Source organism: Asaia astilbis JCM 15831 (genome assembly GCF_000613845.1).
In the GTDB taxonomy this organism is placed as follows: Bacteria; Pseudomonadota; Alphaproteobacteria; order Acetobacterales; family Acetobacteraceae; genus Asaia; species Asaia astilbis.
Genome location: NZ_BAJT01000005.1, coordinates 106,527 through 132,459, shown reverse-complemented (window position 1 = coordinate 132,459; position 25,933 = coordinate 106,527). Strand labels below are relative to the sequence as shown.

Annotated in this window: 17 protein-coding genes and 4 pseudogenes; 11 read left to right on the top strand and 10 right to left on the bottom strand. The window is 60.2% G+C overall.

Features of this window, described 5'->3' with window-relative positions; translation table 11 throughout:
- Positions 1-132: 132 nt before the first annotated feature.
- Positions 133-620 (top strand): annotated as a pseudogene (locus JCM15831_RS16845) (glutathione peroxidase).
- 24 nt (positions 621-644) lie between these two features.
- On the opposite strand, the gene JCM15831_RS05300 reads toward JCM15831_RS16845, so the two are convergent.
- Complete coding sequence (locus JCM15831_RS05300) at positions 645-1,283, bottom strand: LysE family translocator (protein WP_025823276.1); 639 nt, start codon at positions 1,281-1,283, stop codon at positions 645-647.
- Positions 1,284-1,602: 319 nt separating this feature from the next.
- Between JCM15831_RS05300 and murJ the strand changes: the two genes are divergently transcribed.
- The 3 genes and pseudogenes from murJ to JCM15831_RS16835 all read left to right on the top strand — a co-directional run.
- Positions 1,603-3,159 (top strand): murein biosynthesis integral membrane protein MurJ, encoded by a 1,557-nt coding sequence (gene murJ / locus JCM15831_RS05295; RefSeq protein ID WP_025823274.1) that lies wholly within the window; start codon positions 1,603-1,605, stop codon positions 3,157-3,159.
- Between the two features lie 171 nt (positions 3,160-3,330).
- Positions 3,331-5,973 (top strand): annotated as a pseudogene (gene mutS, locus JCM15831_RS16840) (DNA mismatch repair protein MutS).
- A 25-nt stretch (positions 5,974-5,998) separates the two neighbouring features.
- Positions 5,999-8,786 (top strand): annotated as a pseudogene (locus JCM15831_RS16835) ([protein-PII] uridylyltransferase); the annotation flags it as partial.
- A gap of 366 nt (positions 8,787-9,152) precedes the next feature.
- On the opposite strand, the gene JCM15831_RS16830 reads toward JCM15831_RS16835, so the two are convergent.
- Complete coding sequence (locus JCM15831_RS16830; RefSeq protein WP_051528330.1) at positions 9,153-10,499, bottom strand: tetratricopeptide repeat protein; 1,347 nt, start codon at positions 10,497-10,499, stop codon at positions 9,153-9,155.
- 48 nt (positions 10,500-10,547) lie between these two features.
- Positions 10,548-10,898, bottom strand: coding sequence for a DUF3147 family protein (locus JCM15831_RS05275; protein ID WP_025823272.1), 351 nt, complete (start codon positions 10,896-10,898; stop codon positions 10,548-10,550).
- A 129-nt stretch (positions 10,899-11,027) separates the two neighbouring features.
- Here JCM15831_RS05275 and JCM15831_RS05270 point away from each other — a divergent pair, with 129 nt between their 5' ends.
- The 6 genes from JCM15831_RS05270 to JCM15831_RS05245 all read left to right on the top strand — a co-directional run bounded on the left by JCM15831_RS05270 (position 11,028) and on the right by JCM15831_RS05245 (position 17,246).
- Positions 11,028-11,678, top strand: a complete 651-nt coding sequence (locus JCM15831_RS05270; protein ID WP_025823270.1) for an NHL repeat-containing protein — start codon at positions 11,028-11,030, stop codon at positions 11,676-11,678.
- The gene (locus JCM15831_RS05265; protein ID WP_025823269.1) at positions 11,627-12,112 is read left to right on the top strand and encodes an NHL repeat-containing protein; all 486 of its coding nucleotides are present in this window, start codon (positions 11,627-11,629) and stop codon (positions 12,110-12,112) included. The genes JCM15831_RS05270 and JCM15831_RS05265 overlap by 52 nt, the downstream gene beginning before the upstream one ends.
- A gap of 59 nt (positions 12,113-12,171) precedes the next feature.
- Complete coding sequence (gene thrC / locus JCM15831_RS05260) at positions 12,172-13,578, top strand: threonine synthase (RefSeq protein WP_025823267.1); 1,407 nt, start codon at positions 12,172-12,174, stop codon at positions 13,576-13,578.
- A 98-nt stretch (positions 13,579-13,676) separates the two neighbouring features.
- On the top strand, positions 13,677-14,942 hold the full coding sequence (locus tag JCM15831_RS05255) for a M16 family metallopeptidase (RefSeq protein ID WP_025823265.1): 1,266 nt from the start codon (positions 13,677-13,679) through the stop codon (positions 14,940-14,942).
- Entirely contained in the window at positions 14,939-16,279 is a 1,341-nt protein-coding gene (locus JCM15831_RS05250; protein ID WP_025823263.1) for a TldD/PmbA family protein, read from the top strand. Before JCM15831_RS05255 ends, JCM15831_RS05250 begins: the two co-directional genes overlap by 4 nt.
- Before the next feature lie 58 nt (positions 16,280-16,337).
- On the top strand, positions 16,338-17,246 hold the full coding sequence (locus tag JCM15831_RS05245; RefSeq protein WP_025823261.1) for a Tim44 domain-containing protein: 909 nt from the start codon (positions 16,338-16,340) through the stop codon (positions 17,244-17,246).
- A gap of 450 nt (positions 17,247-17,696) precedes the next feature.
- Here the strand turns inward: JCM15831_RS05245 and JCM15831_RS05235 are convergent, their stop codons facing one another.
- The 3 genes from JCM15831_RS05235 to JCM15831_RS05225 form a co-directional block, all read right to left on the bottom strand.
- Positions 17,697-18,638, bottom strand: a complete 942-nt coding sequence (locus JCM15831_RS05235; RefSeq protein WP_025823259.1) for a heme o synthase — start codon at positions 18,636-18,638, stop codon at positions 17,697-17,699.
- Positions 18,635-19,843, bottom strand: a complete 1,209-nt coding sequence (locus JCM15831_RS05230) for a heme-copper oxidase family protein (RefSeq protein WP_025823257.1) — start codon at positions 19,841-19,843, stop codon at positions 18,635-18,637. Before JCM15831_RS05230 ends, JCM15831_RS05235 begins: the two co-directional genes overlap by 4 nt.
- 125 nt (positions 19,844-19,968) lie before the next feature.
- A complete protein-coding gene (locus JCM15831_RS05225; protein ID WP_025823255.1) occupies positions 19,969-20,667 on the bottom strand; it encodes a class I SAM-dependent methyltransferase in 699 nt (232 codons plus the stop codon).
- A gap of 262 nt (positions 20,668-20,929) precedes the next feature.
- Between JCM15831_RS05225 and JCM15831_RS05220 the strand changes: the two genes are divergently transcribed.
- Positions 20,930-21,133, top strand: a complete 204-nt coding sequence (locus JCM15831_RS05220; protein WP_156938751.1) for a hypothetical protein — start codon at positions 20,930-20,932, stop codon at positions 21,131-21,133.
- A 14-nt stretch (positions 21,134-21,147) separates the two neighbouring features.
- On the opposite strand, the gene gshB is transcribed toward JCM15831_RS05220, so the two are convergent.
- The 4 genes and pseudogenes from gshB to uvrB form a co-directional block, all read right to left on the bottom strand.
- Positions 21,148-22,128, bottom strand: a complete 981-nt coding sequence (gene gshB / locus JCM15831_RS05215) for a glutathione synthase (RefSeq protein ID WP_025823253.1) — start codon at positions 22,126-22,128, stop codon at positions 21,148-21,150.
- A gap of 153 nt (positions 22,129-22,281) precedes the next feature.
- Positions 22,282-22,776 carry a transcription elongation factor GreB gene (gene greB, locus JCM15831_RS16825; protein WP_269530346.1) on the bottom strand — a complete coding sequence of 165 codons (495 nt, stop codon included), beginning with the start codon at positions 22,774-22,776 and terminating at the stop codon, positions 22,282-22,284.
- Positions 22,769-23,662, bottom strand: coding sequence for an aldose 1-epimerase (locus tag JCM15831_RS05205; protein WP_025823252.1), 894 nt, complete (start codon positions 23,660-23,662; stop codon positions 22,769-22,771). Before JCM15831_RS05205 ends, greB begins: the two co-directional genes overlap by 8 nt.
- Positions 23,659-25,874, bottom strand: a pseudogene (gene uvrB / locus JCM15831_RS16820) (excinuclease ABC subunit UvrB). Before uvrB ends, JCM15831_RS05205 begins: the two are co-directional and overlap by 4 nt.
- Positions 25,875-25,933: the final 59 nt, after the last annotated feature.

Sequence of the window (25,933 nt, the reverse complement as noted above, 5' to 3'; positions counted from 1 at the left end):
ACGCTTTCTCGCATCGGGAAAGACACGAACCGTTTACAAAACGCAAGGAGGCAATGTGTCGAGATGCTTGAAGAGTGTCCAGCGCAAAGCCACATAATGAAGAACGCTCTTTGCATCACGCGACGGATCACCATGACGAACAGTTTCTACGACCTCACCATCCCGGCCCTGTGCGGCCAACCCATCTCCATGGCTGACTTCAAAGGCAAGGCCGTTCTGATCGTCAACACAGCCTCCAAATGCGGCTTCACGCCCCAGTACGAAGGGCTTCAGCATCTCTGGAGCAAGTACGGTCAGTCGGGTCTGGTTGTCATCGGTATTCCGAGCAACGATTTTGGCCAGCAGGAACCGGGCTCTGCTTCCGAAATCCAAACGACCTGTTCACGCAATTACGGCGTCAGTTTTCCGATGGCCGCCAAATCACGGGTCAAAGGCAAGGAGCAACGCCCATCTTTCGCTGGCTTGCCAAGGAGGGCGGCATGCTGGCCCTGCCGCGCTGGAATTTCTATAAATATCTCGTTTCGCGCGAAGGGGAGCTCGTCAAATGGTTCACACCGCTGACGTCACCCGATTCCAGCCGCATGAAAGCCTCGGTCATGCGCGCCGTGATGGATCACTGAACGCCATCAGCGGTATGGATTGCCTTATCCCTGCCGCTCGAATGCCAGCTTGAGCCCGAAAGCAACAAAGATCATTCCTGTCGCACGATCGAGAATTTTCACGATCCGCGGACGCGACAGGAACGCGCCGAGCGGTACGGTCATCATGATGAGCAATGAGAACCAGCTCAGAGTCAGCAGGACCTGAATCCCGGCGAGCAGCAATGAGAACGTGACCACGTTGACATCATGCGGGATGAATTGCGGCAGGAAGGTAATGAAGAAAATACCGACTTTCGGATTGAGCAGATTGGTCAGCAATCCCTGACGAAAACAGCTCAGGGCCGACTGCCTGTTGGGGTTCGAGCTGCCCTCTTCATCGCGCAGGGCCGTGCGCGGTTGCAAAAGCAGCCTGATGCCGATCGTGAAGAGATAGAGCGCGCCCACCCATTTGACGATCAGAAAGCCCATTTTCGACGCAGCCAGAAGCGCCGTCAGCCCAAACGCGGCGCAAATCCCCCAGACGAACAGGCCCAGAGTTATCCCAAGAGCCGCCCCGAACCCGGATCGCGGGCCTGACAGGGTCGAGGTCCGCAACACGAACGCCGTGTCGAGCCCCGGCACGAGCGTGAACACGCCAGCTGCCAGAACGAAACTCGTCAGGGAGAGAAGGATCGGGCTCATGGGGTCTGCCTTTCTAAGAGTTTGAGAGGTCTGACCTCCCTGGCAACGCCTTGCGTCTTCTGCCAGAGGCATCGCCCTTCCGCAATCGCGGACGCGTGAGCCTGAGGGACCGGAAACCTTTTGAAAACCACTGGCATTACACTATCGGAAAACGCAATTAAGCCATAATCCATCTTACTTATTAAGTCTTTGACGAAGCGGGGTTTTCGCTCTCGTCTTCTGTCCGCAATCCAGAGAGTATATCCTGCCTTGGCTGTTCCCTGCCCTTGCGTTTAAGAAGCCCCCTTTGTGAAGTTCGTTTTCTGACTGGAAGCCCGGAATGCTCCGTAACCTGATCACCGTTGGTGGTTGGACCATGCTGTCTCGTATCCTCGGTCTGGTGCGCGACCAGCTTCTTGCAGCGTTTCTGGGTGCAGGACCTGTTCAGGATGCCTATCAAATCGCCTTTCGTCTGCCGAACATGTTTCGGCGCCTGTTCGGCGAGGGGGCCTTCAATGCGGCTTTCGTCCCGCTTTTTACCGAAAAGCTCACGGCGCGAGGCGAGGAAGATGCGACACGTTTTGCTTCGCAGGCCCTGAGCTGTCTCAGCGCGTGGCTGCTGGGCCTCACGATCCTGGGCGAAGTTTTCATGCCCTGGATCATCGAACTGATTGCGCCCGGCTTCGATCATGCCGGGGGGCGGTTCGATCTCGCAGTCAAACTGACCCGGATCACCTTCCCCTATCTCATCTTGATCTGTACCGCGGCCCTCGTGGCCGGCGTTCTCAATGGGCTGCATCGGTTTTCGATGGCTGCCGGAGCTTATGTCTCCTTCAATATCGTGGGCATCGCGGCCATTCTTCTTGGCGCGCTTGTCTTTCATGACACGGTGATCTGCACGGCGGTCGGCATCACGATATCCGGCTTTGTACAGCTCGGATTGTTGCTCTGGTCAGTCCGACGCGCCGGCATCCGGCTGTCTCTGCCAAAACCACGCCTGACTTCGGAAATGCGTGACATGTTGCGTCGGCTCTGGCCCGGCCTGCTGGGCTCCGGCGCCACCCAGCTCAATCTGACAGTCGACACGCTGATTTCGACCCTTCTGCCAGCCGGATCGATTTCGTGGCTGTATTTTGCAGACCGGGTCAATCAATTACCTCTGGGTGTTCTGGGCGCAGCAGCTGGCACCACGCTCCTGCCCGTCCTGACGCGCCATGTCGCGGCGCGTGACGCGACGGGCGGGCAACAGACACTCAATCGGGCGATCGATTACGCCGCGATCCTTACCTTTCCGGCCTGTTTCGGTTTACTCGCTCTGGCGCCGGAAATCATGGCCACGCTGTTCGGCTACGGCAAATTCACGACACAGGACGCGCTTTCTTCGGCTCAGTCCCTGCGCGCCTACGCCCTTGGCCTGCCGGCCTTCATCCTCATCAAGGTGCTGTCTCCCGGATTTTTCGCTCATGGCGACACCAAAACCCCGGTGAGGATCGGTTTTCTCACGCTGGTGCTGAATCTGGGCCTCAACCTTCTGCTCTACAAGCCGCTCGTTCATGTCGGCCCGCCTCTGGCCAGCACAATCGCAGCCCTCGTCAATCTGGCCTTTCTGGCTGTCATTCTTTTTCGGCGGGACGTCTTTTGTCCCGACCGGGCGCTCATCCGTCGTCTGCTCCGTGTCGTGGCTGCCTCTGTCGTCATGGCGCTTGCCACTCTGATCCTGACACGCCTCATCGCTCCCGGACTGGTGGGCTGGAGCGGCCTGACACGCGCAGGCATGCTCAGTGTCCTTATGGGGATCGCCGGGATCATCTATCTTGGCGCGCTGTGGGCGCTCGGCGTAGCAAGACCTGACCGTATCGTGAATCGACTCCTGCGTCGCAAGCGTGCCTCACAATAGTGAGAATTTTGTGCAGTCTTCTGGGAGAGAACGGGCAATCTTTCCGCTTAGCGAACAAGGCGTTGCGAAATTATCATGACCGCACTCCCATCGTCTCACAGTGCTTGACTTGCTGTTCACAGTGAGAGTTTGGGAAGCTAGAACAGGCGGTATGCGGCGAGTTTTCCAATCATGACCACTCCGGAGATCACCGGCCTTATTCCCTCGGCTGAGGGGGCAACCCCTGCTATGGCGCAATGGTTTACCCTCAAAGCTCAGGAACCTGACGCCCTGCTTTTTTTCCGCATGGGCGATTTCTACGAGCTGTTTTTTGCCGATGCCGAGACGGCCGCCATGGCGCTCGACATCAGTCTCACCACGCGCGGCAAGCATGGCGACCTTCCCATTCCGATGTGCGGCGTGCCTGTTGCAGCCGCCCCGGCCTATCTGGCCCGGTTGATCCGACGCGGATTTCGCGTCGCGGTCGCAGAGCAGACCGAACAGGCACGAAAACCTGGCGAGCCTCCTCAAAAAGGGCCCCTCGCCCGTGCCATTGTCCGTCTCGTCACGCCGGGCACACTGACTGAAGAAGAACTTCTCGAAGCCGGGCGTCAAAATCTTCTTTTCGCCTTCGCCGCCCCGACAAAAAAAAACCGACAGACCACGGCATGCGGCGCAGCTGGATCGACATTTCCACCGGTTCTTTCGAGACCGCATCCCTGCCCCTGGCTCAGCTTGAGGAGTTGCTCGCAAGGCTCGACCCTTCCGAAATCCTCGCAGATCCTGCTCTCATCCCGGATCCTTTCACCGCCCGCGTCGCGCCCAATATCATCCTCCCTGGCCTCGATCCCGCCCGATCACGCATGGCTCAGGCTTTCGACGTGGCTCAGCTCGCCATTCTGGGAGATTTTACCGAAGAGGAAATCCGGCTGGTGCCCTCGTTCTCGATTACGTCAAGCGGAGCCAGGCAGGCGCCATGCCGCGCATCGCCCGCCCTCTCCGTCGTGGGGACGCCGAAACACTAGGCCTCGACCCTGCCACGCGCGCCAGCCTCGATCTGATACAGGCGCGCGACGGCACCACCACCCACACGCTCTTCTCCGCCGTCGACCGTTGCGTGAGTGCCGCTGGACAGCGTCAGCTTGCCCAGTGGATCGCTGCACCCTCGACCGATCTTGCGCTTATCGAGGGACGTCAGGCCGGTTGGCGCTGGATTGCCGGACAAGCGGGCCTGATCGCCTCGCTCACGCCGATTCTCAAACGCGCACCCGACCTTGCGCGGGCACTCGGACGGCTCTCCACAGGGCGCGGCCTGCCGCGGGATCTCGCTGCAACGCGCGATCTGCTTCAGGCCGCCGATGCCCTGGTGGCCTTGCTGGAGCCCTTGTGCAACGAAGCCACCCCCGCCCTGATCCGGACGCTCTTTGCCGGTCTTTATGGCAGGGCGGATTCCCTGCTCTCGACACTTGAGAAAGCGCTTTCTGAGAGCCTTCCGGCGCGTATCGAAGACGGGGGCGCCATCGCCACCGGGTTCGACCCCGATCTCGACCGCTATCGCGGCCTGCGTGACGACAGCAAACGCACGTTGGCGGCATTACAGCAGCGCTATGCCGAGCAGTTCAACGTCGCAACGCTCAAGATCAAGCATCACGCCCAGCTTGGCTACATCATCGAAACCTCTGCCCTCCACGCAGCGAAGCTTCGGGACCGGCCCGAATTATCGTTTCGGCAGGGCACGGCCAATCTAGTCCGGTTTACAACCGATGAGCTGCTCGAGCTCGATCGCGCCATTCTCGAAGCAGCAGACCGCGCTGCCGTCATCGAGCGCCGACTCTTTGCCGCTCTGGTTGCCGAGACTGTCTCCCATCCCGCTCTACCCGAACTGGCCGAGCTTTTTGCTACGGCCGATGTCCTGACCGGCTGCGCCAGACTGGCTCAGGGCGGCGCCTGGTGCAGCCCGGAAATGACGCAGGATCAGACTTTCGAGCTCAAGGGATGTCGTCACCCGGTGGTCGAGGCTGCTCTGGAGCGTTCGACGAAATTCATCCCCAATGACTGCCTTCTTCCGCCCGACCAGCGCGTCATGCTGCTGACGGGACCGAACATGGCCGGAAAATCCACCTTCCTGCGCCAAACGGCCCTCGCCGTCATTCTGGCACAGGCAGGCTTGCCTGTTCCGGCCACAAAGGCACGAATCGGTATCGTCGACCGTCTGTTCTCACGTGTCGGTGCGGCCGATGACCTCGCACGCGGTCGCTCGACCTTCATGGTGGAAATGACCGAAACAGCCGCGATCCTGCGTCAGGCCGGTCCGCGTTCGCTTGTTGTCGTGGATGAGATCGGTCGGGGCACGTCGACGCTCGATGGCCTTGCCATCGCCTGGGCAACGCTCGAAGCCCTGCATTCGCAACTCGGATCGCGCACAATTTTCGCGACGCATTTTCACGAGCTTTGCAGCCTCTCTGACTCCATGCCGCGCCTCACTCCCTACACAATGGCGGTCCGTGAGTGGCAGGGCGATGTCGTTTTCCAGCACGAAGTCCGCAAGGGTGCTGCGAAAAAAGCTGGGGGGTGCATGTCGCCCAGCTTGCCGGAGTGCCAATGCCGGTGGTTCAGCGCGCCACGCGCCTACTGACCGCACTCGAACGCGATCAGGGGCGCAGCGTGCCTCAACTCCCTCTCTTTGAGGCCGTCGAAGCCCCCCGTCACGAACCTGATAGGCTGCGTGACGCGCTCGAGGCGATCGACCCGGACGCACTCTCTCCCAAAGCCGCACTCGAAGCCCTTTATGAGCTGCGTAAACTTGCGCTTGAATCCAAGAACGATTTGACCTGAGAATGGCTTTCTCAGGTTGCCTGCAATGCCCCCAGACCTACGGATCTTAATGCGCGAACCGATCTCCCTCAAAGAAACCGACATGCGAGCTGCTCTTGCCTCTGCACTTGATCGTGCACGGCGGGAGGATGGCTCTGTTTCGCGTGAGGATGCTGTCAGCCTTTTTCGCCGCCATATCGGGCGGCATCACGGCGAGATCCGCAGGTTGTTCGAAGGGCGTCAGCTCAAGGGCATCGCCGCGGCTACGACGCTTGCCCGGTTGATGGACGGGGCAATCTCGAGCCTTTTCTCCCTCGCTCAGGCGGCTACGGGCGCAGCCGATTCCGAGTTGTGTCTTTGTGCCACAGGGGGATATGGCGGTGGCCTGCTGGCCCCGTACAGCGACATCGATCTTCTGTTCCTGACCGTTGCGTCGCCTGCGCCGGAGACGACGGCCCAGGTGGAATACATACTCTATTTCCTGTGGGATCTGGGCGTACGCGTGGGGCATGCCACACGCTCCATCGATGGATGTCTTGAAGCTGCGCGTGAAGATCTGACCATTCGCACCACCCTTCTGGACGCGCGGCGCATTGTCGGGACGGAGACGCTGTTTACCGAGTTCGGCCACCGGTTCAGTGACGGAGAGGAAAGCGCGCTCTCCTTCATCCATGACAAGATTGACGAACGCGAGAAGCGTCACAAGCGCTTTGGCGATAATCCCTACATGGTGGAGCCGAACATCAAGGAAGGGCGTGGCGGCCTGCGCGACCTTCAGACGCTGAACTGGATGACGCGCGTTTTTCAGGATACGAGCGGCCTCAATCCGGCTGTGCGATCACGCCTCCACGACCCGGCCTTCACATCTTTGGGGCTTCTGACCGATCAGGAAGCCAATCGCGCCCGACGTGCCTGGAATTTTCTCTGGACCATCAGGCTCCACCTTCACTACATCGCCGGTCGGGCTGATGAGCGCCTCTCTTTCGATGTTCAGCCCGTCATCGGCGGGCGTATGGCTATGCTGGACACGGTCGACAACAGGGCGTCGAGCGCTTCATGCGCCACTACTTCCTCACGACACGTGAGGTGATGCGCCTCGGCCGTATCATCGAACCCAGCATCATGCAGCATCTGCAGGGACCGATCCGCGAGGCGGCCTATCAAGGCACGACCCTCGACGCAGAGGATGCCCGTCATTTTAGACTGATCAACGAGCAGATCGCTCCTGCCGACAGTGCCTGTTTCGATGACGAACCGCGCCTGATGGTCAGGATGCTCGACGCCGCGTTTCGCGAAAACCTGGTTCTGCATCCGACCGCCATCCAGCAACTGATCCGCAATGAACGGCGCATCGCCACGCTGCGCGACGACAAGATGACCATGGGCGTCTTTCTCAACCTGCTGATGCAGCCGACGGAGATGAACCGCGAGCAAGCCCGTCCCAGCGGGGCTGACTGGCTGACAATCCTGAACGATACCGGTTTTCTGGGCGCACTCTTGCCCGACTGGTCGCGCATCGTCGGTCAGATGCAGTTCGACACCTATCACATCTACACAGTGGACGAGCACAACATCGAAGCCGTGCGCATGCTGGGCTGGATTGAAGCCGGCACGATGGCGGACGAAATTCCGCTCGTTTACGATCTGGCTCAGGACATGCAGTCGCGCCGCGCGCTCTATGTTGCGACATTGCTGCACGACATCGCCAAAGGACGCGGGGGCGATCATTCGGTGCTTGGGGCGGAAGTGGCCCAGAAGGTCTGTCCGCAACTCGGATTGGAGTCCGAGGAAACCGAAACCGTTTCCTGGCTCATCCTACATCATCTGCTTCTGAGTCAGACCGCATTCCGGCGCGACATCGATGACCCGCGGACCATTCTCGATCTCGCAGACATCATCCAGTCACCCGAACGACTGCGTCTGCTGCTCCTGCTCACCATTGCCGATATGCGCGCCGTAAGCCCCAATGTGTGGAATGCGTGGAAAGCGACGCTGCTGCGTGAGCTCTACACACGCGTCGCAGAAGTGCTGGAGGGTGGACTGGCCGCCACCGAGCGCGACGAGCGTGTGAGCCACGCCAAGGAACTGGTGCGAGACGGGCTCATCCAGCAGGGTAATTCTGCAGAGCAGGCCGATCATTTCCTCAGCCTGGGTTATGCTGGCTACTGGCTTGGCTTCGATGCCGACACCCATCTGCGTCACGCGCGCCTCGTTCTGGATTCGGAGACGCATGCGTCGCCGCTCACCATCGAGCGACGCCCATCCCCCAGCGCGACGTCACCGAGATCACCGTTTTCAGCGCCGATCATTCCGGGCTCTTCTCGCAGATCGCAGGCGGTCTCGCTGTTGCAGGCGCTTCCATTGTGGATGCGCGCATCCACACGCTGAGCGACGGCATGGCGCTGGATACATTCTGGATTCAGGACAGCAACGGGCGGGCCTTCGAGACCGCACTTCAGCTTGCCCGTCTGAACGGTCTGATCGAACAATCGCTCTCAAGCCGTCTTGCCATCGGTTCGGAACTCGAGCGTGTAGCCGATCAACGGGCCGCCAGACGGATGCGCGCCATTCATGTGCCTTCTCGCGTGGTAATCGATAATCGCGCGTCGGACCGCCATACCGTGATCGAGATCAACGGCCGCGATCGCCCCGGCCTGCTTTACGAAATCACCCGGACGATCAGTGACCAGTCGCTTCAGATCTCATCGGCTCACATCACCACCTATGGCATGCGCGCCGTCGACGTGTTTTACGTGCGCGATCTCGTGGGGACGAAAGTGACGTCCGAAACCCGCATGGCGGAAATCCGTGCAGCCCTTCTGACGACACTCAGGCCGATGGGGCAAGCTCTCCGTCAACGCCGGTCGCCGCCTGAAAACGCGCGGAGTTCCTGCGCCACGCGTGAGATCACGGGTGGCCAGGCCTCAGCAGGTGTCCTGAGCCCCTCCGGTCTGAACATACGGGTTGTCGCGTACCATTGCGGCCCCTGCCAGCGCCAGTCGCCACCCTCGCGGTCCAAAAGCCAGAAGGCCGTGCCACTGGCGCCAGCGAGATGCGCCAGCATTGTGTCGACCCCAATCACCAGCTCGCACCCTGCCATCGCCTTTGCTGTCTCGAGCAGAGTTTCGCCCACGCCCTGCAGCATATCGGGCGATGCTTCGCCCTGCTGCAAATTCACGAAAATCAGACCGGGAACAGCCTCAAGAGGCGCGATCTGCATGCGTGAAAGAGAACGTCTCGTATCGAAACGGTAGGTCGCCCTGCCTGCGTGGTAGATCCCGATATGACCGGGTTGGGTCGCGATCCCGAAGTCGAGATAGGGAGCAGGATCGACTTGTGATGCCGAGCCTGTGCGGCAGGCTGAGCAAAGAGCAGGACAACGCAGCCTCGCCCTCGACCCTTACTTGACCAGATGCCAGATGAGGCTTCAAGGCAGGCATGAATGCGAGAAGCGCGATCACGTCGTCGGGCAAAGCCAGAACGAGCGGTGCACGCGCCGCTGCCTGAGGAAGGAAACGCAGGAACTGGATCATATCGCCCAATCCCTGCTCCGCCTCGATACGCACCGGGGTCTCGGTCGCACTGCCATCCCACAGAGGTAATGCAGATGACAGTCCCAAAACGACGCCACGGGCCTCGAAATTGGCCCAGCCTTGCACGTAATCCCCTCGTGCAAGCTCCAGCATGGAGAGATTGAAACGCGCCTTGTCTGAAACAGCGCCACTCTCCTGCATGACAGCCCGGAAGACCGTTTCGGCTTCACGCTGTCTGCCAATCTCGGTGAGGAGCGTTGCCCGATTGACACGCAGGACAGGATCATCCGGCTGAAGTGCAAGAGCCTGATCGAATGCGGAGAGAGCCAGAGCAAACTCACCCAATGCCTGACAGACGAGCCCATAATTACTGAGTGTGGCAGCACTGGGCGCGCCCAGGGAGAGCGCTTTGTGCAGGCTTGTCTGAGCCTCCTTCATCTCTCCGTGCTCGAAACAGGCAGCACCGAGATTGGCCAAAGCCTGCGCATTGTCGGGACAGTGGCGAACGAGATCGGTGAAAACCCGAATAGCATCGGCAAAACGACGCTGTTCCATCAAGAATGTCCCCTGACGCAGCAGCAGCGGGATCGGGTCAGAGGCAAGCGCAACAGCTTCACGGAAAAGCTGGGACGCCTCTTCAGGTCTCCCGGCTCGATAAAGCAGCTCCGATTTGAACGTTTTTGCCCTGAAATCGCGTGGTTCGAGCAGAATCGTGATCTGGCACGCTGCGAGCGCCTCTTTCAGATGCCCCGCCTCATCGAGAGCCGCCGCAAGAGTGAGATGAAACTGCGCCTTCTCGTCGTCACGCGATGTCAGACCGAGCGCATGAGCAACCGAGGCGATCGCGAGACGGGGTTGCCCGGTGTGACGGGCCACACAGGCCAGACCGTGCCACGCAGCCGCATAATCCGGCGCCTCAGCCAGCACGGCCCGAAAGAGGCTCTCGGAACGAACGGAGTCCCCTCCTGCGAGATAGGCAAGGGCCGTGTCGATACGCGACGTATAAGAACTCATGACCCAATCATGACGGGTCGAGACCGGGCTTACAACCTCGTAGCAGGATCAGAGCACGAGACCGAAACGCGGTCCGATCCAGGTGACGCCGAGATAGAGCACAATCGTCAGGACGCAGCCCGCCGCGAGCGCAGGCCAGAAACCGACACCGTGTCGCAGCAACGCCGGAATGAGCAGAAACATCGGCAGGGAAGGCAGAACATACCAGAACGTCGCCCCTGCATGATCGGCCATATTGGCGGGATCCGGCTTGTCGATCCAAAGCCAGATCATCCCCAGAACCGAAACAAGCGGCAGGGAGGCAATCAGGGCACCAAAACCCGGATAGCGGCGCGCCAAGGTCGAGGCGAGCGCGATCATGATGCCGGACAGGGCGGATTTGAGAATAAGCGCAAGCATGAGGAGCCTTGTTCAAGAAACGCGCTGCAGCGGGGAAATCCCGCTGATGAAAACCGTCATCCTGTTCAAAAACAGCGTCTGGGTCCTTCGTCAATCTTGCACGGGGTCTCAATGGGCTTACAAGGAAGCATGGTCGCTTTTCCTCTTACCCTGCACCGCAGCGCGGGACGCTCCTTGATTGTCGCCGTAGCCTTGGCCGTTCTCGGTCACGCTGCCCCGGCGCAAGCCGCCCATGAGCGCCCGTGGCTTGCCGACAAGCCCGCAGCGCATATCGCCCAGACCATTGCCCTTCCCGGCAAGGCTGTCTGGCGGCAGGCGGTGCCGCTGGCAGATCGAAGCGTCATTCTTCTGCGAGAGCAGAGTGCTGGAGACGACACGCCCTTTCTGGCCAGATTGGTACCGGGCGCGAGTGAAACCGTCCCTCTCCTTCCTGATTGGTCCGGCATTGATACAGGCGAACGTGGTGCAACCAGCTTCGCCCCGACCGCCCTGTCCACCGACGACCGGGGCGGATTATGGCTCATTGATCAGGCAAGCGGCGCGTTCCCGCCCCGTCTGATTCACCTCGAGCCGCTCTCCGGCAAGGTTCTGGCTGAGTATCCGCTTCCTTCCGAAGGCGTGACGAAGACGAGCCGGTTTACGAGCCTCGTTGTCCACGGACAGACGGCGTATCTCGCTGACGAAGGCGGCGTTTCGCTTACAGTATTCGATCTCGCAAGCATCAGGCCATGCGCTTTTTCGCAGGGTATCCGACCTCGCGCGGCCATGCGCCTCTTGTGATCGACCATAAAGTGATCTCAGGCCCCGGTGGGCATCCCCTGACGCGCGATATTGCTTTCCTCGCCCTCGAGGCGAATGGCAAATGGCTGTATGAGCTGACACCGACCGGCCCGATCTTTCGCCTTTCGACCGACCTGCTGACAGATCCTGAAGTGACACCATCCGAGATGATGGAAGGCGTTACCCAATGGCGCGGCACCCCCACCGTGGGCGGGGTGACAATCGACGACAAGGCGACGCTTTATCTGACGGATATCGAAAATGGCCGGGTGTTGAGCTTCGACGCGCAGCGCCTGCCACACATCCTGATCTCGTCACCTCAACTCATCCAGGCAGGTCTTCCCGGCTGGGTGAAACCGCAGGGCGCAGATGACGCATCGGGGCAACTCTACATCCCCGCAGGACATACCCTGCTGCGTATCGACCTGCCCTGAAACCATGGCCCTCTTGCCGCCCGTTTTCTTCTCTCACGACCCTGAATCATGAAGCGATCATGCAGTACAGCTCCACACGCGGCGACGCGCAGCCGCGCTCTTTCTCAGACATTCTGCTCGCCGGTCTGGCTGAAGATGGCGGGCTGTACATGCCGCAGAGCTGGCCGCAGTTCACGCCCGATGAGTGGCGCGAGATGCGCAGCCTCTCCTACCCCGAGCTCTCGGCGAAGATCCTTTCGGTCTTCACGCAAGGCAGCATCGACCTGCCGACCCTTCAGCGTCTTTGCGCCAAGGCCTATGCCGGGTTCTCTCACGCGGCCATCGCTCCGGTCGTCGAAGTCGAAAACGGCCTGTTCTCAATGGAGCTCTTCCACGGCCCGACCCTTGCCTTCAAGGACATGGCGATGCAGCTCCTGGGTCAGCTCTTCGAGCACGTGCTGACCGAGCGCAACCAGAGGGTCACGATCGTGGGCGCAACCTCGGGCGATACGGGGTCTGCCGCCATCGAAGCCTTCCGGGGCAGCCCGCACCTCACCGTGGCGATCCTTCATCCCATGGGGCGCACATCCGACGTGCAGCGTCGCCAGATGACGACGGTCAAGGAAGGCAACATCCTCAACATCGCCGTCGAAGGCACGTTCGATGACTGCCAGGATCTGGTCAAGGCGATGTTTGCCGACACGCCGTTCCGCGACGAGGTCACCCTCTCGGCCGTCAATTCGATCAACTGGGCACGTATTGCGGCTCAGATTCCCTATTACGTGCGCGCTGCCCTGCTGATGGGTGCGCCGGACCGCGAAATCTCGTTCGCTGTCCCGACCGGCAATTTCGGCAATGTGCTTGCTGCCTGGGCGACCAGCCAGATGGGGCTCCCCGTGCATCGCCTCTGCATCGGGTCGAACCGCAATGACATTCTGACACGATTCCTGACCAGCAACGACATGAGCATGCGCGCTGTCGAACCGAGCCTTTCGCCTTCGATGGATATTCAGGTGTCCTCGAATTTCGAGCGCCTGCTTTTCGAACTGCTCGGTCGTGACCCGCAAGCCTGCCGTGACACGATGCTCACCTTCCGTCAGACGGGACGCATGACGGTCGATCAGGCTGTGTGGACACGGGCCAATGAACGCTTCGGCGCACTCATGCTCGATGACGAGGCAACGCTCGCCGAGATGAAAGCCCTGCATGACCGGTCTGGCTATCTCGCCGACCCGCATACGGCGATTGGCCTCGCCGCAGGGCGAAAGGGACAGGAACCGGGCGTTCCAATGATTGTTGCGGCCACCGCCCATCCGGCAAAATTCCCCGATGCCGTGCGCAAGGCGACGGGTATAGATCCGGCTCTGCCCCCGCATCTTGCCGATCTGTTCTCGCGCGAAGAGCGTTATGACACGCTTCCCAATGAGCTGAACATCATTGAAGACGCGGTGCGACGTCACGTCAGCAACCATAAGCACACACGCTGACCCCATCTGGAATGCGCGAGGGGGCTAGGATTCCTCCCCTCGACGCGCCATGTCTGCGTCAGCCCTTATTCTTAAGTTCTCAGGACCATCACCACTCGATGACAGATCCGATCACCGTCACCACACTGCCCAACGGCCTTACCGTCGTCACCGAGAGAATGGAGCGCGTCGAAACCGTTTCGTTCGGTGCCTATGTCGCCACGGGAACCCGCAATGAAAGCGCTGAAGAGAACGGCGTCTCGCATTTTCTCGAGCATATGGCCTTCAAGGGCACGCAGCGCCGCAGTGCCGCGCGCATTGCCGAAGAAATCGAGAATGTCGGCGGCCATATCAACGCCTACACGGCACGCGAGCAGACGGCCTATTACGTCAAGCTGCTCAAGGAAGATCTGCCGCTCGGCGTCGATATCATCGGCGATATCCTGACGCACAGCACTTTTCTTGAGCAGGAAGTTGAGCGTGAGCGCGGGGTCATCCTGCAGGAGATCGGTCAGGCCAACGACACGCCTGACGACATCATTTTCGACAATTTTCAGGAAACGGCGTTTCGCGACCAGCCCATGGGCCGCCCCACGCTTGGCACAGAGTCTCTCATCGCCTCGATGAAGCGCGACACCATGATGCGCTACATGCAGACGCATTATACGACACGCAATATGGTGATTGCCGCTGCGGGCAATCTGCATCACGATCAGGTGCTCGATCTGGTGCAGGAGCATTTCCGCGATCTGCCGGACCATCAGCCTCCTGCGCGTTCGGGCTGCACCTATCTCGGGGGAGAGCATCGCGAATCCCGTGAGCTCGATCAGGCTCATCTCGTGCTCGGCTTTCCTTCGGTGAGCTATAACGACCCGGCCTATCACGCAGTCATGCTGCTCTCGACCGTGCTCGGCGGCGGCATGTCCTCGCGCCTGTTTCAGGAAATCCGGGAAAAGCGCGGGCTGGTCTACTCGGTCTATTCCTTCGCCCTGCCCTTCCTCGATAGCGGGCTGTTTGGCATCTATGCAGGAACGGGCGAGCAGGAAGCAGCCGAACTCGTGCCGGTCCTCCTCGACGAACTTCGTCGCATTTCCGACGGGATCAGCGCTGAGGAGATCGCCCGTGCGCGCGCTCAGGTGAAATCGTCTCTGCTGATGTCCCTTGAGAGCACCGGAAGTCGCTGCGAGCAGATCGCCCGGCAGATGCAGCTTTTCGGGCGCATCATCGATACGAGCGAAACCGTCGCCAAGATCGAGGCTGTCGATGAGGCTGCCATGATCCGCGCCGCAGAGACCCTGTTCCGTGCCCGCCCGACGCTGGCCACGATCGGGCCTGTCGGCTCCATTCCGTCTTTCGACGCCATCAGCCAGAGGCTTGTTGCATGAGCAAGGATCAGGAACGCCTCACTCAACTGATCGAAGCGGCGAAGCGCGCTGGAGCGGATCGGGCCGACGCCCTTTTTGTCGCCTCGCGGTCGGTTTCGGCCATGTGTCGTCGCGGCGTGCCTGAAGGGCTCGAACATTCGGAAACCATCCAGCTCGGTCTGCGCGTCTTTATCGGTAACCGTGCCGCCAGTGTCTCGGCCACAGCGCTCGAACCCAGCCGCTTTGCTGCGCTCGCGGAACAGGCTGTTGCCATGGCGCATGTCGTGCCAGAAGACGCCTTTACCAGTCAGGTCGATCCCGCCAGACAGGGGATCTACGATATCGCGGCGCTCGATCTGGTCGATCCTGACACGGCGCCAAGCCTCGAGACCCTGTTGCAGCGCGCCCGCGAGGCAGAAGAGATCGCCCTCGCCTTTCCAGGCATCACCAACAGCAACGGCGCCTCTGCCAGCTATGGCAAGGTCGATATCGCTCTCGCCGAGAGCAGTGGTTTTTCCGGCCATTATACCCAGACCAGCCACAGCCACGGGATCAGCGTGCTGGCGGGCGATGGCCCGACGATGCAGCGCGATTATGCGGGCCATTCTGCACGCCACCTCTCCGATCTCGAGAGTGCCGAAAGCCTCGGTCGAGAAGCTGCGGAGCGCGTCCTTGCCCGCATGAACCCCGTCAAACCCCGTACCGGCACCTTCCCGGTTGTGTTCGATCGCCGCGTGTCAGGGAGTCTGCTGGGCCATCTGGCGGGAGCGATCAACGGGGCCTCCATCGCACGGGGCACGTCGTTCCTCTCCGCGCACAAAGGCAAGCGCATCCTTCCCGCAGCCCTCAGCGTGATCGACGACCCCACCCGTCGTCGCGGCCTGCGCTCGAAGCCTTTCGACGCTGAAGGCTTTCTGCCGTCCCCGTTTGCGTTCGTTCAGGAAGGTGTGTTGCAGGACTGGATTCTGGATAGCCGCTCTGCAAAGCAGCTTAATCTGAGCAATAACGGCCGCGCCTCACGCGGCGTCGGCGGACCGCCCTCCCCTTCGGTCAGCAATTTCTTCCTCACGGGTGGCATCGGCTCGCGCGAGGCGCTCCTCTCCGATATCTCCGAGGGGATCTATGTCACCGAGATGATGGGATCGTCGATCAACGGCCTTACAGGTGACTACAGCCGAGGCGCATCCGGCTTCATGATCCGCAACGGCGAGCTGGCCGAGCCCGTAGCCGAACTGACCATTGCCGGTAATCTGATCGATATGTTCGCTTCTTTGCGTGCGGCAGATGATCTCGAATACCGTCACGGCGTTGATGCACCGACACTCAGAATTGACACAATGAGCGTTGCAGGAAGCTGAGCCACCCTTCGCTCAGATGCCACCGTCTGAACTGGTGACGCCCTTACAAGGAGTTTTCATGTCCCGCCCCCTTATTCGTGCCTCTCTGCTGCTTCTGGCTTTGGCCCCGCTTCTGGCTTCGCCTGCCGATGCCCGGCCAGGCGGCGGGCGTTCCATGGGAAGCCGTGGGAGCCGTACCTATTCACCGCCTCCCATGACGCAGACGGCCCCGTATCAGGCGCGTCCGATGGAACGCAGCTATGCGCCTAGCTCTCCGTCGCCTGGGATGAACGCGCCCTTCTCCCGCCCGATGAATCAGCCTTCCAGCTTCGCCCAGCGCCGTCCCTTCCTGACCGGCTTCGCTGGTGGCCTGCTCGGTGCCGGTCTCTTCGGCATGCTGTCGGGACACGGCTTCTTTGGCGGCATGGGCGGCGGATTCACCTCGTTTATCGGGTTTCTGTTCCAGATCGCAATTTTCGGTTTTATCATCGTGATGGTTCTGCGCTGGCTCGGCAATCGCCGTAATGGCGGATCGGCCTCCAATCAGCCCCCCGCTTTTTCGGGTGGTGCCGGGACAGCCAATGTCACGCTGAACAATAACGACTATCAGAATTTCCAGCAGCTTTTGCAGGATATTCAGGCCGCCTGGAGCGCGCAGAACATGCGGGCCCTGTCGAGCATGGCCACGCCTGAGATGGTCTCGTATTTCAACGAGCAGCTGGCCGATTATGCGAGCCGTGGCGCACGCAATATCGTCTCCGACGTGCAGTTCATGCGCGGCGATCTCTCGGAAGCCTGGCGCGAAGGTTCCATGACCTATGCGACTGTCGCCATGCAGTACTCGCTCTATGACGTCACCACGGACTCCTTTGGTAATGTCATCGATGGAAGCAAGACGGAACGTCAGGTCGTGACGGAACTCTGGACCTATGTCCGGGCCGATGGCCGTGGCAACTGGATCCTCTCTGCGATCCAGCAGGTCGGCTGAGAACGCATTTGAAGGAGAGGCCATCTGGGCTCTCCTTCAAAACAGCAAAACGGCAAGGTAGGCACTCTCAGACGAGCTGTTCATGTCCGGTTTTAGGAAGGCGCTTCGCCGCATGACGCGATAGCCCCTCTCCAGACCACTCGTCGCAAGCTTATGGCCGTGTCAAACCCGACCAGCCGCCACATCGATAGCGCCTCTCGTCCTCATTCGAACGTCGCACGGTCATTTTAGCGAGAAATGCCGCAACGGGGCACGTTCTGATCAGCTCCCAGACGCATATCGGCGAACGTCCCTCACACCCCATCACCTTGAAGATGCGAGGGGCCCTCGTCTGAGCCGCGTTCTAGAGGCGCAGATACGTCAGGGCAAACAGCGAGACCATGACGAGGGAGAGTCCTCCCAGCAGGCCAAGGATGCGCTCCTGACGTCGAGTCAAGGCAAGTCCCTTCTTCATGCGAAGAGCACCCGGTCGATCAGCAGGGCGGAAAACAGAAAGAACAGGTAGGCCAGCGAATAGCGAAACGCATGACGCGCAGGCTTATCGGCGGTAAGGCTCACGCCCGTTTCATCCTGACGGTCGAACAGGACACGCAAGGCAAAACCCACAAAACCGAGCCCGAGCACCGTGGCGCTAATCGTGTAGGTCTTGCTGCACAAATTCAGGAAAGACGGAACGAGCGAGACCGCCAGCAAGATCAGCGTGTAAACGAAGATATTCCAGCGCGTGTGGCGCGCCCCTTTGACCACAGGCAGCATCGGAATGCCCGCCTTGGTGTAGTCCTTACACGCGTAGAGCGAGAGCGACCAGAAATGAGGCGGCGTCCACAGGAAGACGATCGCAAACATGACAACCGGCAAAACGCTCATTGAGCCTGTCGCAGCAGCCCAGCCGATCATGGGGGGAAACGCACCAGCAGCCCCCCCGATAACGATATTCTGGGGCGTGCTGCGCTTAAGCCACATCGTATAGATGACAGCGTAAAAGAAGATCGAAAACGCCAGAATGCCAGCCGCCAGCGCATTGCTCGCCAGCCAGAGCAGCGCAACCGACGCCACAGATAGGACAATGCCGTAGATCAGAGCACCGTCGGCATCCATGCGCGAGTCAGGAATAGGACGAACCGACGTGCGCTTCATGATCGCGTCGATATCGCGATCGTACCACATATTGATGGCGCCCGCTGCGCCGGCCCCAACACAGATACACAGCATATCGATGAGACCCAGAGGCACGGACGGCCATTGCGGTGCGACAGCCATCCCAGCCACACCGGTAAAGACGACCAGCGAAATGACGCGGGGCTTGAGAAGCGCCAGCCAGTCCTTGAGTGTCGCCCCCTCTTCCTTGTCGAAACGACTTTCAGCCACCGGCAAAGACTGGGAGGCACTCATGAGAAATCGGCTTTCGCGACAGCCTCAGAGGCAGCAACCTGCCTCGGGGCGAGCATCCTTGCTCCCAGCACCGCGACGCAGAAAAGCGAGACAATCATCCCGAACTCACCGCCATAACGCAGCAGCGGCAGAAAGGGCATCATGGCAAGGACGGAAACCCCCATCGCGACAAGATGGACCCGTCCCAGCCAATGAGGCACGGCGAGCGCAGGAAACTGCTCCTGCCAGCGGTAATAGCAGCCAAACAGGGCGAAGACGGCGCCAAACAGCATTGCCGAATGAAAGGCCGCCGGATGGACGGGAAACAGGCTCAGCACCCAGCCTGCCGAGAGCAGAAGCAACGCCGGGAAGCTCCAGGAGAGCGCTGCAGTCAATTCGTAGTGACGACGCCAGAGCGCCGCACAGATCATCGCCATGACACCGGAACTCGGGAGTGCCACGCCCAGAGCGAGCACCCATGCGTCATCGAGACCCGGCACGGTGATGCCATGGGCCCAGACCACCGGGACCCCGAGGCTGGGAACTGCGAGGAACAGCGGCAAGGAAATCTTGAGACGTGTCGAATGGAACGACACCAGATTGGCAATCGCGCCCAGAGCGAGCTGGATCACAAGGGCCAGAACGGGAATCTGGATCCTGCCGAGCCAATACTGCACCGTGGAAAAGCTTGCATGACCCGCAGCAAGATCATGAACCAGACCAGCCAGAAGGACGGGTGTCACAACGATCAGGCCGAGTGAAGCGAGGAGCTGCGACCAGGTAAACGGGGAGAGATCCCGAAACCGAACGACGCGGCACTCGAGACATTTGACGATGGTTGAGAGCGCAAGAAGGGTCGTGCCAGCGCACCAGAGCGCGAGAGATCCGATGAACACGCGCGGCTCCCAGGCCCCTGAAACCGCGAAGAAGGCGCCAAGGAGCAGGGAGAGGAAGGCAAAACGATCGAACCGCGCCATCAGACTCGGTGTCGTCGTCAGCTCACCGGGAAGGACCAGACGCCCCATCCCACCCAGAAATGCCGGGATAAGAACGTACAGGTCCAGAAGGAGCCCGTGGCTCAAAGCATGAAAAGGGCTGAGAGCCGGAGAAATCGCTCCCAGAAAACCACCTGCAAGGCCGCAAACAAGGGACAGACCCAGAAAGGCGGCGCCATCTGCCTGAAGCTTCTGGCCGTGGGAGCGTCCCGTGATCGATCGATTCAACAAGCCCGGTTCCTCATACAGTCCTGAAGGTCCCACCAACGCAGCGCTTCGCGGGACCCCGTAATCAAGGCCAGTCTGGTTTCAAGTGTCGGGCACGTATGTGTCAGGCAACCAGGGCCATCTCGTCTTTATTTAGTCCCGTCGAGCGGCAATGTCACGAGCGTAAACAGCCCTGCCGGCGGCACAGGAACGATAGACGCAACACGCAGATCTTCGGGAGGCAGCAAAGATTCAATTGCAAAATCAGGATGCCAGCCGAGCGAGCGCGAAGCGCGTGCCATGCCACGTTCGACAACAAGGCGAACACCGCCCGTGGCCAGAAAATGGTTCACGAACAGGATATGCCCGCCCGGTTTGACGACGCGCTTGAGTTCACCCAGCAGACGACGGGGGCTGGGCACCACAGACGCGACGAACATGGCGACGGCAATGTCGAAACTTCCGGTCTCGAAGCTTGTCGCTTCAGCATCCATTTCAAGCAGATCATCGACATTGCCAAGCTGCTGGCTGATGACGCGCTGACGCGCACGCTCCAGCATCGCCTCGGAGAGATCGATCCCGGTGATGTGCTTGTCGCGGTTGTAATGCGGCAGAGCCAGTCCGGTGCCAACGCCTACTTCAAGGACGCGCTGCCCTGGCAGGGCGTTCACCGCAGCGACGGCGCGACGCCTGCCGAAGGCGGAAATACCGCCGAAGACGGAGTCATAGACCTTCGCCCAGCGACGATACGCCGCACGCACCGCATCGGCATCCAGAGCCGAGCGCGGGCGGGGATGGGTATCGTCGAGAGAGGCGGTCGGTTCGGTCAAGGGGTCCGGGAGTGTCATCAGGCTTCGTTCGTTCGGTCGCGCACAGTAATCAATTCCATCCTGATATCTGCTTCATACCCCCGCTTTTGGCGAGGGCCGTTCAAAATCAACCTGATGGTCAGGCTCTTGGACAGGCGTCGTAATGTCAGGTCGCTCTTAAACCATCTCGTCAGCACTGGCGAGAGGCGGTTTGCATTTCCGATCCGGTCCCGCCTAAATGACGCAAGAACAGCCGGAGTGTCGGTCGGGTCGCAGCGAAGGGGGACAAGAAATGTCGATCATGAATATCAGTCTTGTCTTCCTTGCTCTCGGCTTATGGGCGTCGATATTCCTCGTAAAATTCAAGGACGACCTTCGCGACTGGCTCGTCAATCGATTTGCCCCCTCTCCGCCGCCCAAGATCCCGGAAGAAGGAATCCCGGAAGTCCCTCTCCCGTTCCGCTACACCCCTCAGACAGCAGCGGAAACCGAGAAAAAGGACTGACCGACTGCGTCGCCTTATCCCAGCTTCGCTTCGATCGCATCCCAGATCAGGCCGGCACTATTCATGTCGTTGAAGCGATCAAGTTCCTGAAGACCTGTGGGCGACGTCACGTTGATTTCGGTCAGCCAGTCGCCGATCACATCGATTCCGACGAAGATCAGACCGTTGTCACGCAGATGTGACCCAATACGCTCGCAGATCTCTTCATCGCGCTTCGTCAAAGCAACCGCTTCGGCTCTGCCGCCGACATGCATGTTCGACCGGGCTTCTCCGGTTGCCGGTACACGATTGATCGCACCGATCGGCTTGCCGTCGACCAGAATGATGCGCTTGTCGCCCTTACGCACCAGGGGCTCGTAGCGTTGGATCATCAGCGGCTCCCGCGAACGGCTGAAATGCAGCTCCAGCAAGGAGGCAAAATTCTCGTCCCCCTCACGAATGCGGAAGATCCCCGCGCCGCCGTTGCCATAAAGCGGCTTGAGGATCACATCGCCAAAACGAGCGCGGAAATCAGCCAAAGCCTCACGGTCCCAGGTGACCAGCGTCGGCGGCATCAGATCGGGGTAATGCGTCACCAGAAGCTTTTCGGGCGCATCACGCACCGATTTCGGATCGTTGACCACGAGTGTCTTGCCCGGTCCAACACCGTGAACATGCTCGAGCATGTGGGTCGCGGTGATGTAGCCCATGTCGAAGGGGGGGTCCTGCCGCATGAGCACGACATCTGTCGTGCCGAGATCGAGGCGCGCTTCCTCACCGAAGGTCGCATGCCCTCCCTTGACGCGCTGCACCGTGACAGGACGCGCCTTTGCCGAAAGACGTCCCAGCTCGAGCGCCTCTTCAGCGCCCCCTTCCCCGAGGCAGAGTGTGTCAACGGGATAGACAAAAAGATCGTGTCCGCGGCGCTGTGCCTCGAGCATCAGGGCAAATGTCGAGTCCCCGTCAATATTGACGTGTTCCAGTGGGTCCATCTGCACGGCAATTCTGAGCGCCATCGACTCTGTCCTTTCGGTCGTGAGAACCTCGTTGTGAGGATCGTCCCCTCACCGGTTCATCCGGGCGGGCAGTGTTTTCAGCTCTAGCAGAGCCCTTGTGCGATTCAAGTGCTGGCGCTGCAGCCCCGGCTTCAACCGGGATCGCGCTCCGCTTCAGGGATAAGCGATTGCCGTAATTTCGAGCATGACGGCGCCGCCCGGTGTCTGGAGACTGACTTCATCTCCCACCCGGGCGCGCATGAGCGCGCGCGCGACGGGTGACACAAGGCTGATTTCACGGCGCGCCAGATCGGCTTCATCGCATCCGACAATCACAACGTCATGAGTGACATCGTCCTCATCGATGTAGGAAACGCTTGCGCCGAAAAAGACCCGATCACGCGTCGTCTGAGACGCCGGATCGATGATCAGCGCGTGTTCCAGACGTTTGCTCAGAAAACGCGCCCGGCGGTCGATCTCGCGCAGGCGACGCTTGCCGTAGAGGTAATCTCCGTTTTCAGACCGGTCTCCATTACCCGCGGCCCAGGAGACGATCTCCACGATCTTGGGACGCTCCACCTGCATCAACGTATTGAGCTCGTCGCGCATCCGTGCCGCCCCCTGAGGCGTCAGGTAATGCGAAAGAGGGGTCTTGGGAGCCTCAGCCACGCGACTCAACCAGCCTGTAGCGAATACGACCAGACACGCTGGCACCCGGGTTCAAAATATGCAGACCGTTTTCGGGCAGGTCGGGATGATTGACCGCGTTGTTCATGTTCGTGACCGGCTCAAGCGCCACGAAGGGCTTTTCCGGCGAAGTAAAAACAACGAGATGCTGGAAGACCGGATCAGCCTCGATTTCCACCGCATACCCTGCGGAGGGATAGTCGAGACGCGCCTCGCCGGTCCAACCGGCAAAACAATTATCGAGACGGGTCTCCTGAACCGCGCGGGGAGACGCAAAATTCAGGGCGCCGTCGCAAGGGCGCTCAACCGACGGGAGATTATCAGGACCGCTTTCCCACATGGCGCGCGTCGCAAATGCCAGCGTCATGTCGTCACTGCGCGCGAAGAAGGGATGAAACCCCATGCCGACGGGTTGCGAACGGCTGTCGCGGTTCGCAATCAGCATCTCGACGGTCAGACCGTCCGGATGCAGGACGAAGGACATGACGGCACGATAGGCAAAAGGCCATTGGGCCGGGTCGTCTCCCTTTTGCGGATCATGATCGAGGAAAATGATCGCACGCTCTTCAGCAGATTGTGCGACCGTCCATTCCCGCTCCCATGCATTGCCGTGGACCGCGTGGTTCTCCCCCCCGAAATTCGGGGTCAAAGCGTAATCGACGCCTTCGAACGTAAATCGGCCGTCCCCGATCCGGTTCGAATAAGGCACGAGCGGATAACCGGCGACCGGTGTATTGCGTTGTGCTGCGAGATTGGGATCGGCGACAGGCACTAAGAGGTCACGTCCCTTTGCGCGCCAGAAGGCAACGCTTCCTCCCAAAGCAGGAAGCAATCCGAGATGGGCGTCCCCAAGCTTGAGTTCGATCATCCTGCTTTTCTCCTGCCGCCCCGCCTCTTCGACGGATCGTATCCACCGCCCCCCGGACCCAGTGGGCGGGGAGTTTTATCCTTGCTTTTGAAAGAGCTACGCCCCGCAGTCGAACTCGGCAAGGGGGGCGGCTCCAACCCGAGATCGATCGCCTCGAGACGCTTGATCTCGTCACGCAGCCTCGCAGCCTGCTCGAAGTCGAGATCGGCTGCCGCCGCACGCATCCGCTTTTCGAGATCCTGAATCGATGCGCCCAGTGACTTGCCGACAAATTCCTGGGTGTCCCCTGCGGCATCCGGACCAACCGTGACATAGTCCTGCTCAAAGACAGACGACATGGCGTCACCGATACGCGAGCGCACGCTCTGCGGCGTGATGCCATTGGCCTCGTTGAACGCAATCTGGCGCGCACGGCGACGGGCCGTCTCGTCGATCGCAAACTCGAGCGATCCCGTCATCCTGTCAGCATAAAGCAGCACACGCCCATCGACGTTACGTGCTGCGCGTCCAATCGTCTGGATCAGCGATGTCCGGCTGCGCAGGAAGCCTTCCTTATCGGCATCCAGAATCGCAACAAGAGCACATTCGGGGATATCGAGACCCTCTCGCAGCAGGTTGATGCCGACCAGAACATCGAAAGCACCGAGACGCAGATCACGAATGATCTCGATCCGCTCAAGCGTATCCACGTCCGAATGCAGATACCGCACCTTGATGCCGGCCTCGCCCAGATATTCGGTCAGATCTTCTGCCATGCGCTTGGTCAGCGTCGTCACCAGAATGCGCCCACCCGCACTGATCGTCTCACGCGCCTCGGCGAGCAGATCATCCACCTGCCTTCTACCGGTCGCACGATGGTCACGGGGTCGATCAATCCGGTCGGTCGAATGATCTGCTCGGCGAACACACCGCTCGTCCGCTCCATCTCCCACGGGCCCGGCGTGGCCGAGACGAAGATGCTCTGAGGACGCAGCGCTTCCCATTCTTCGAATTTCAACGGTCGGTTATCGAGGCAGGAAGGCAGCCGGAACCCGTATTCGGAAAGCACGGATTTACGCGCAAAGTCACCGCGCGCCATGCCACCGATCTGAGGCACGGTAACGTGACTTTCATCGACAATCAGCAGGGCATCTTCTGGCAGATATTCGAACAGAGTCGGTGGCGGGTCGCCCGGTCCACGCCCGGAAAGATATCGCGAATAGTTTTCGATGCCTTTGCACGCGCCCGTTGTCTCGATCATCTCCAGATCGAAAATCGTCCGTTGCTGTAAACGCTCTGCTTCCAGCAGCTTCCCTGCCGCATTCAGCTCGTCGAGCCGTTGACGCAGCTCCGCCTTGATCCCGATCATCGCCTGATTGAGCGTCGGGCGCGGCGTGACATAATGCGAGTTGGCATAGACGCTGATTTCTGTGAGGTCGGCCGTCTTGTTACCCGTCAATGGGTCGAATTCGGTGATGGCTTCAATCTCGTCACCGAAGAGCGACACACGCCAAGCGCGGTCTTCGTTCTGGACAGGGAAGATGTCGACCTGCTCGCCCCGCACGCGAAACGTCCCGCGCTCAAACGCCGCATCGTTGCGTCGATACTGCAATTCGACCAGAGCCTTGATCAGCCGCTCCCGATCGATACTGCCCCCAGCTTCAAGTTTGACGACCATGCGCGAATAGGTTTCGACCGAGCCGATACCGTAAATGCACGAGACCGAGGCCACGATAATGACATCGTTGCGCTCGAGCAGAGCCTGCGTCGCGGCATGGCGCATCCGGTCGATCTGCTCGTTGATCTGGCTGTCTTTTTCGATATAGGTGTCCGAGCGCGGCACGTAGGCTTCGGGCTGGTAGTAATCGTAATAAGAGACGAAATACTCTACCGCGTTATCCGGAAAGAACTGCTTCATCTCGCCGTAGAGCTGGGCCGCGAGTGTCTTGTTCGGCGCGAGAATAAGCGCCGGTTTCTGGGTCGCCTCGATCACCTTGGCCATGGTGAAAGTCTTGCCCGAGCCTGTCACGCCCAGCAGAACCTGATCGACCTCGCCATTGCTTACGCCCTGTACCAGCTCGGCAATCGCCGTCGGCTGATCTCCTGCAGGATCGTATTCCGATTTGACGACAAGCTGACGCAGCTTCTCCTTCACGGGCTGGCGTTCGGGCCTGAACCCCACAAGACGGTGCTCGGGGATTGCGTCCATTGTCGATCGGGTCGGTGTCGCCATGGCTTGGAAATGGGCCTTCAGTAACGTCATCACAAGAGCGGGATTGTAGGCGACAACGC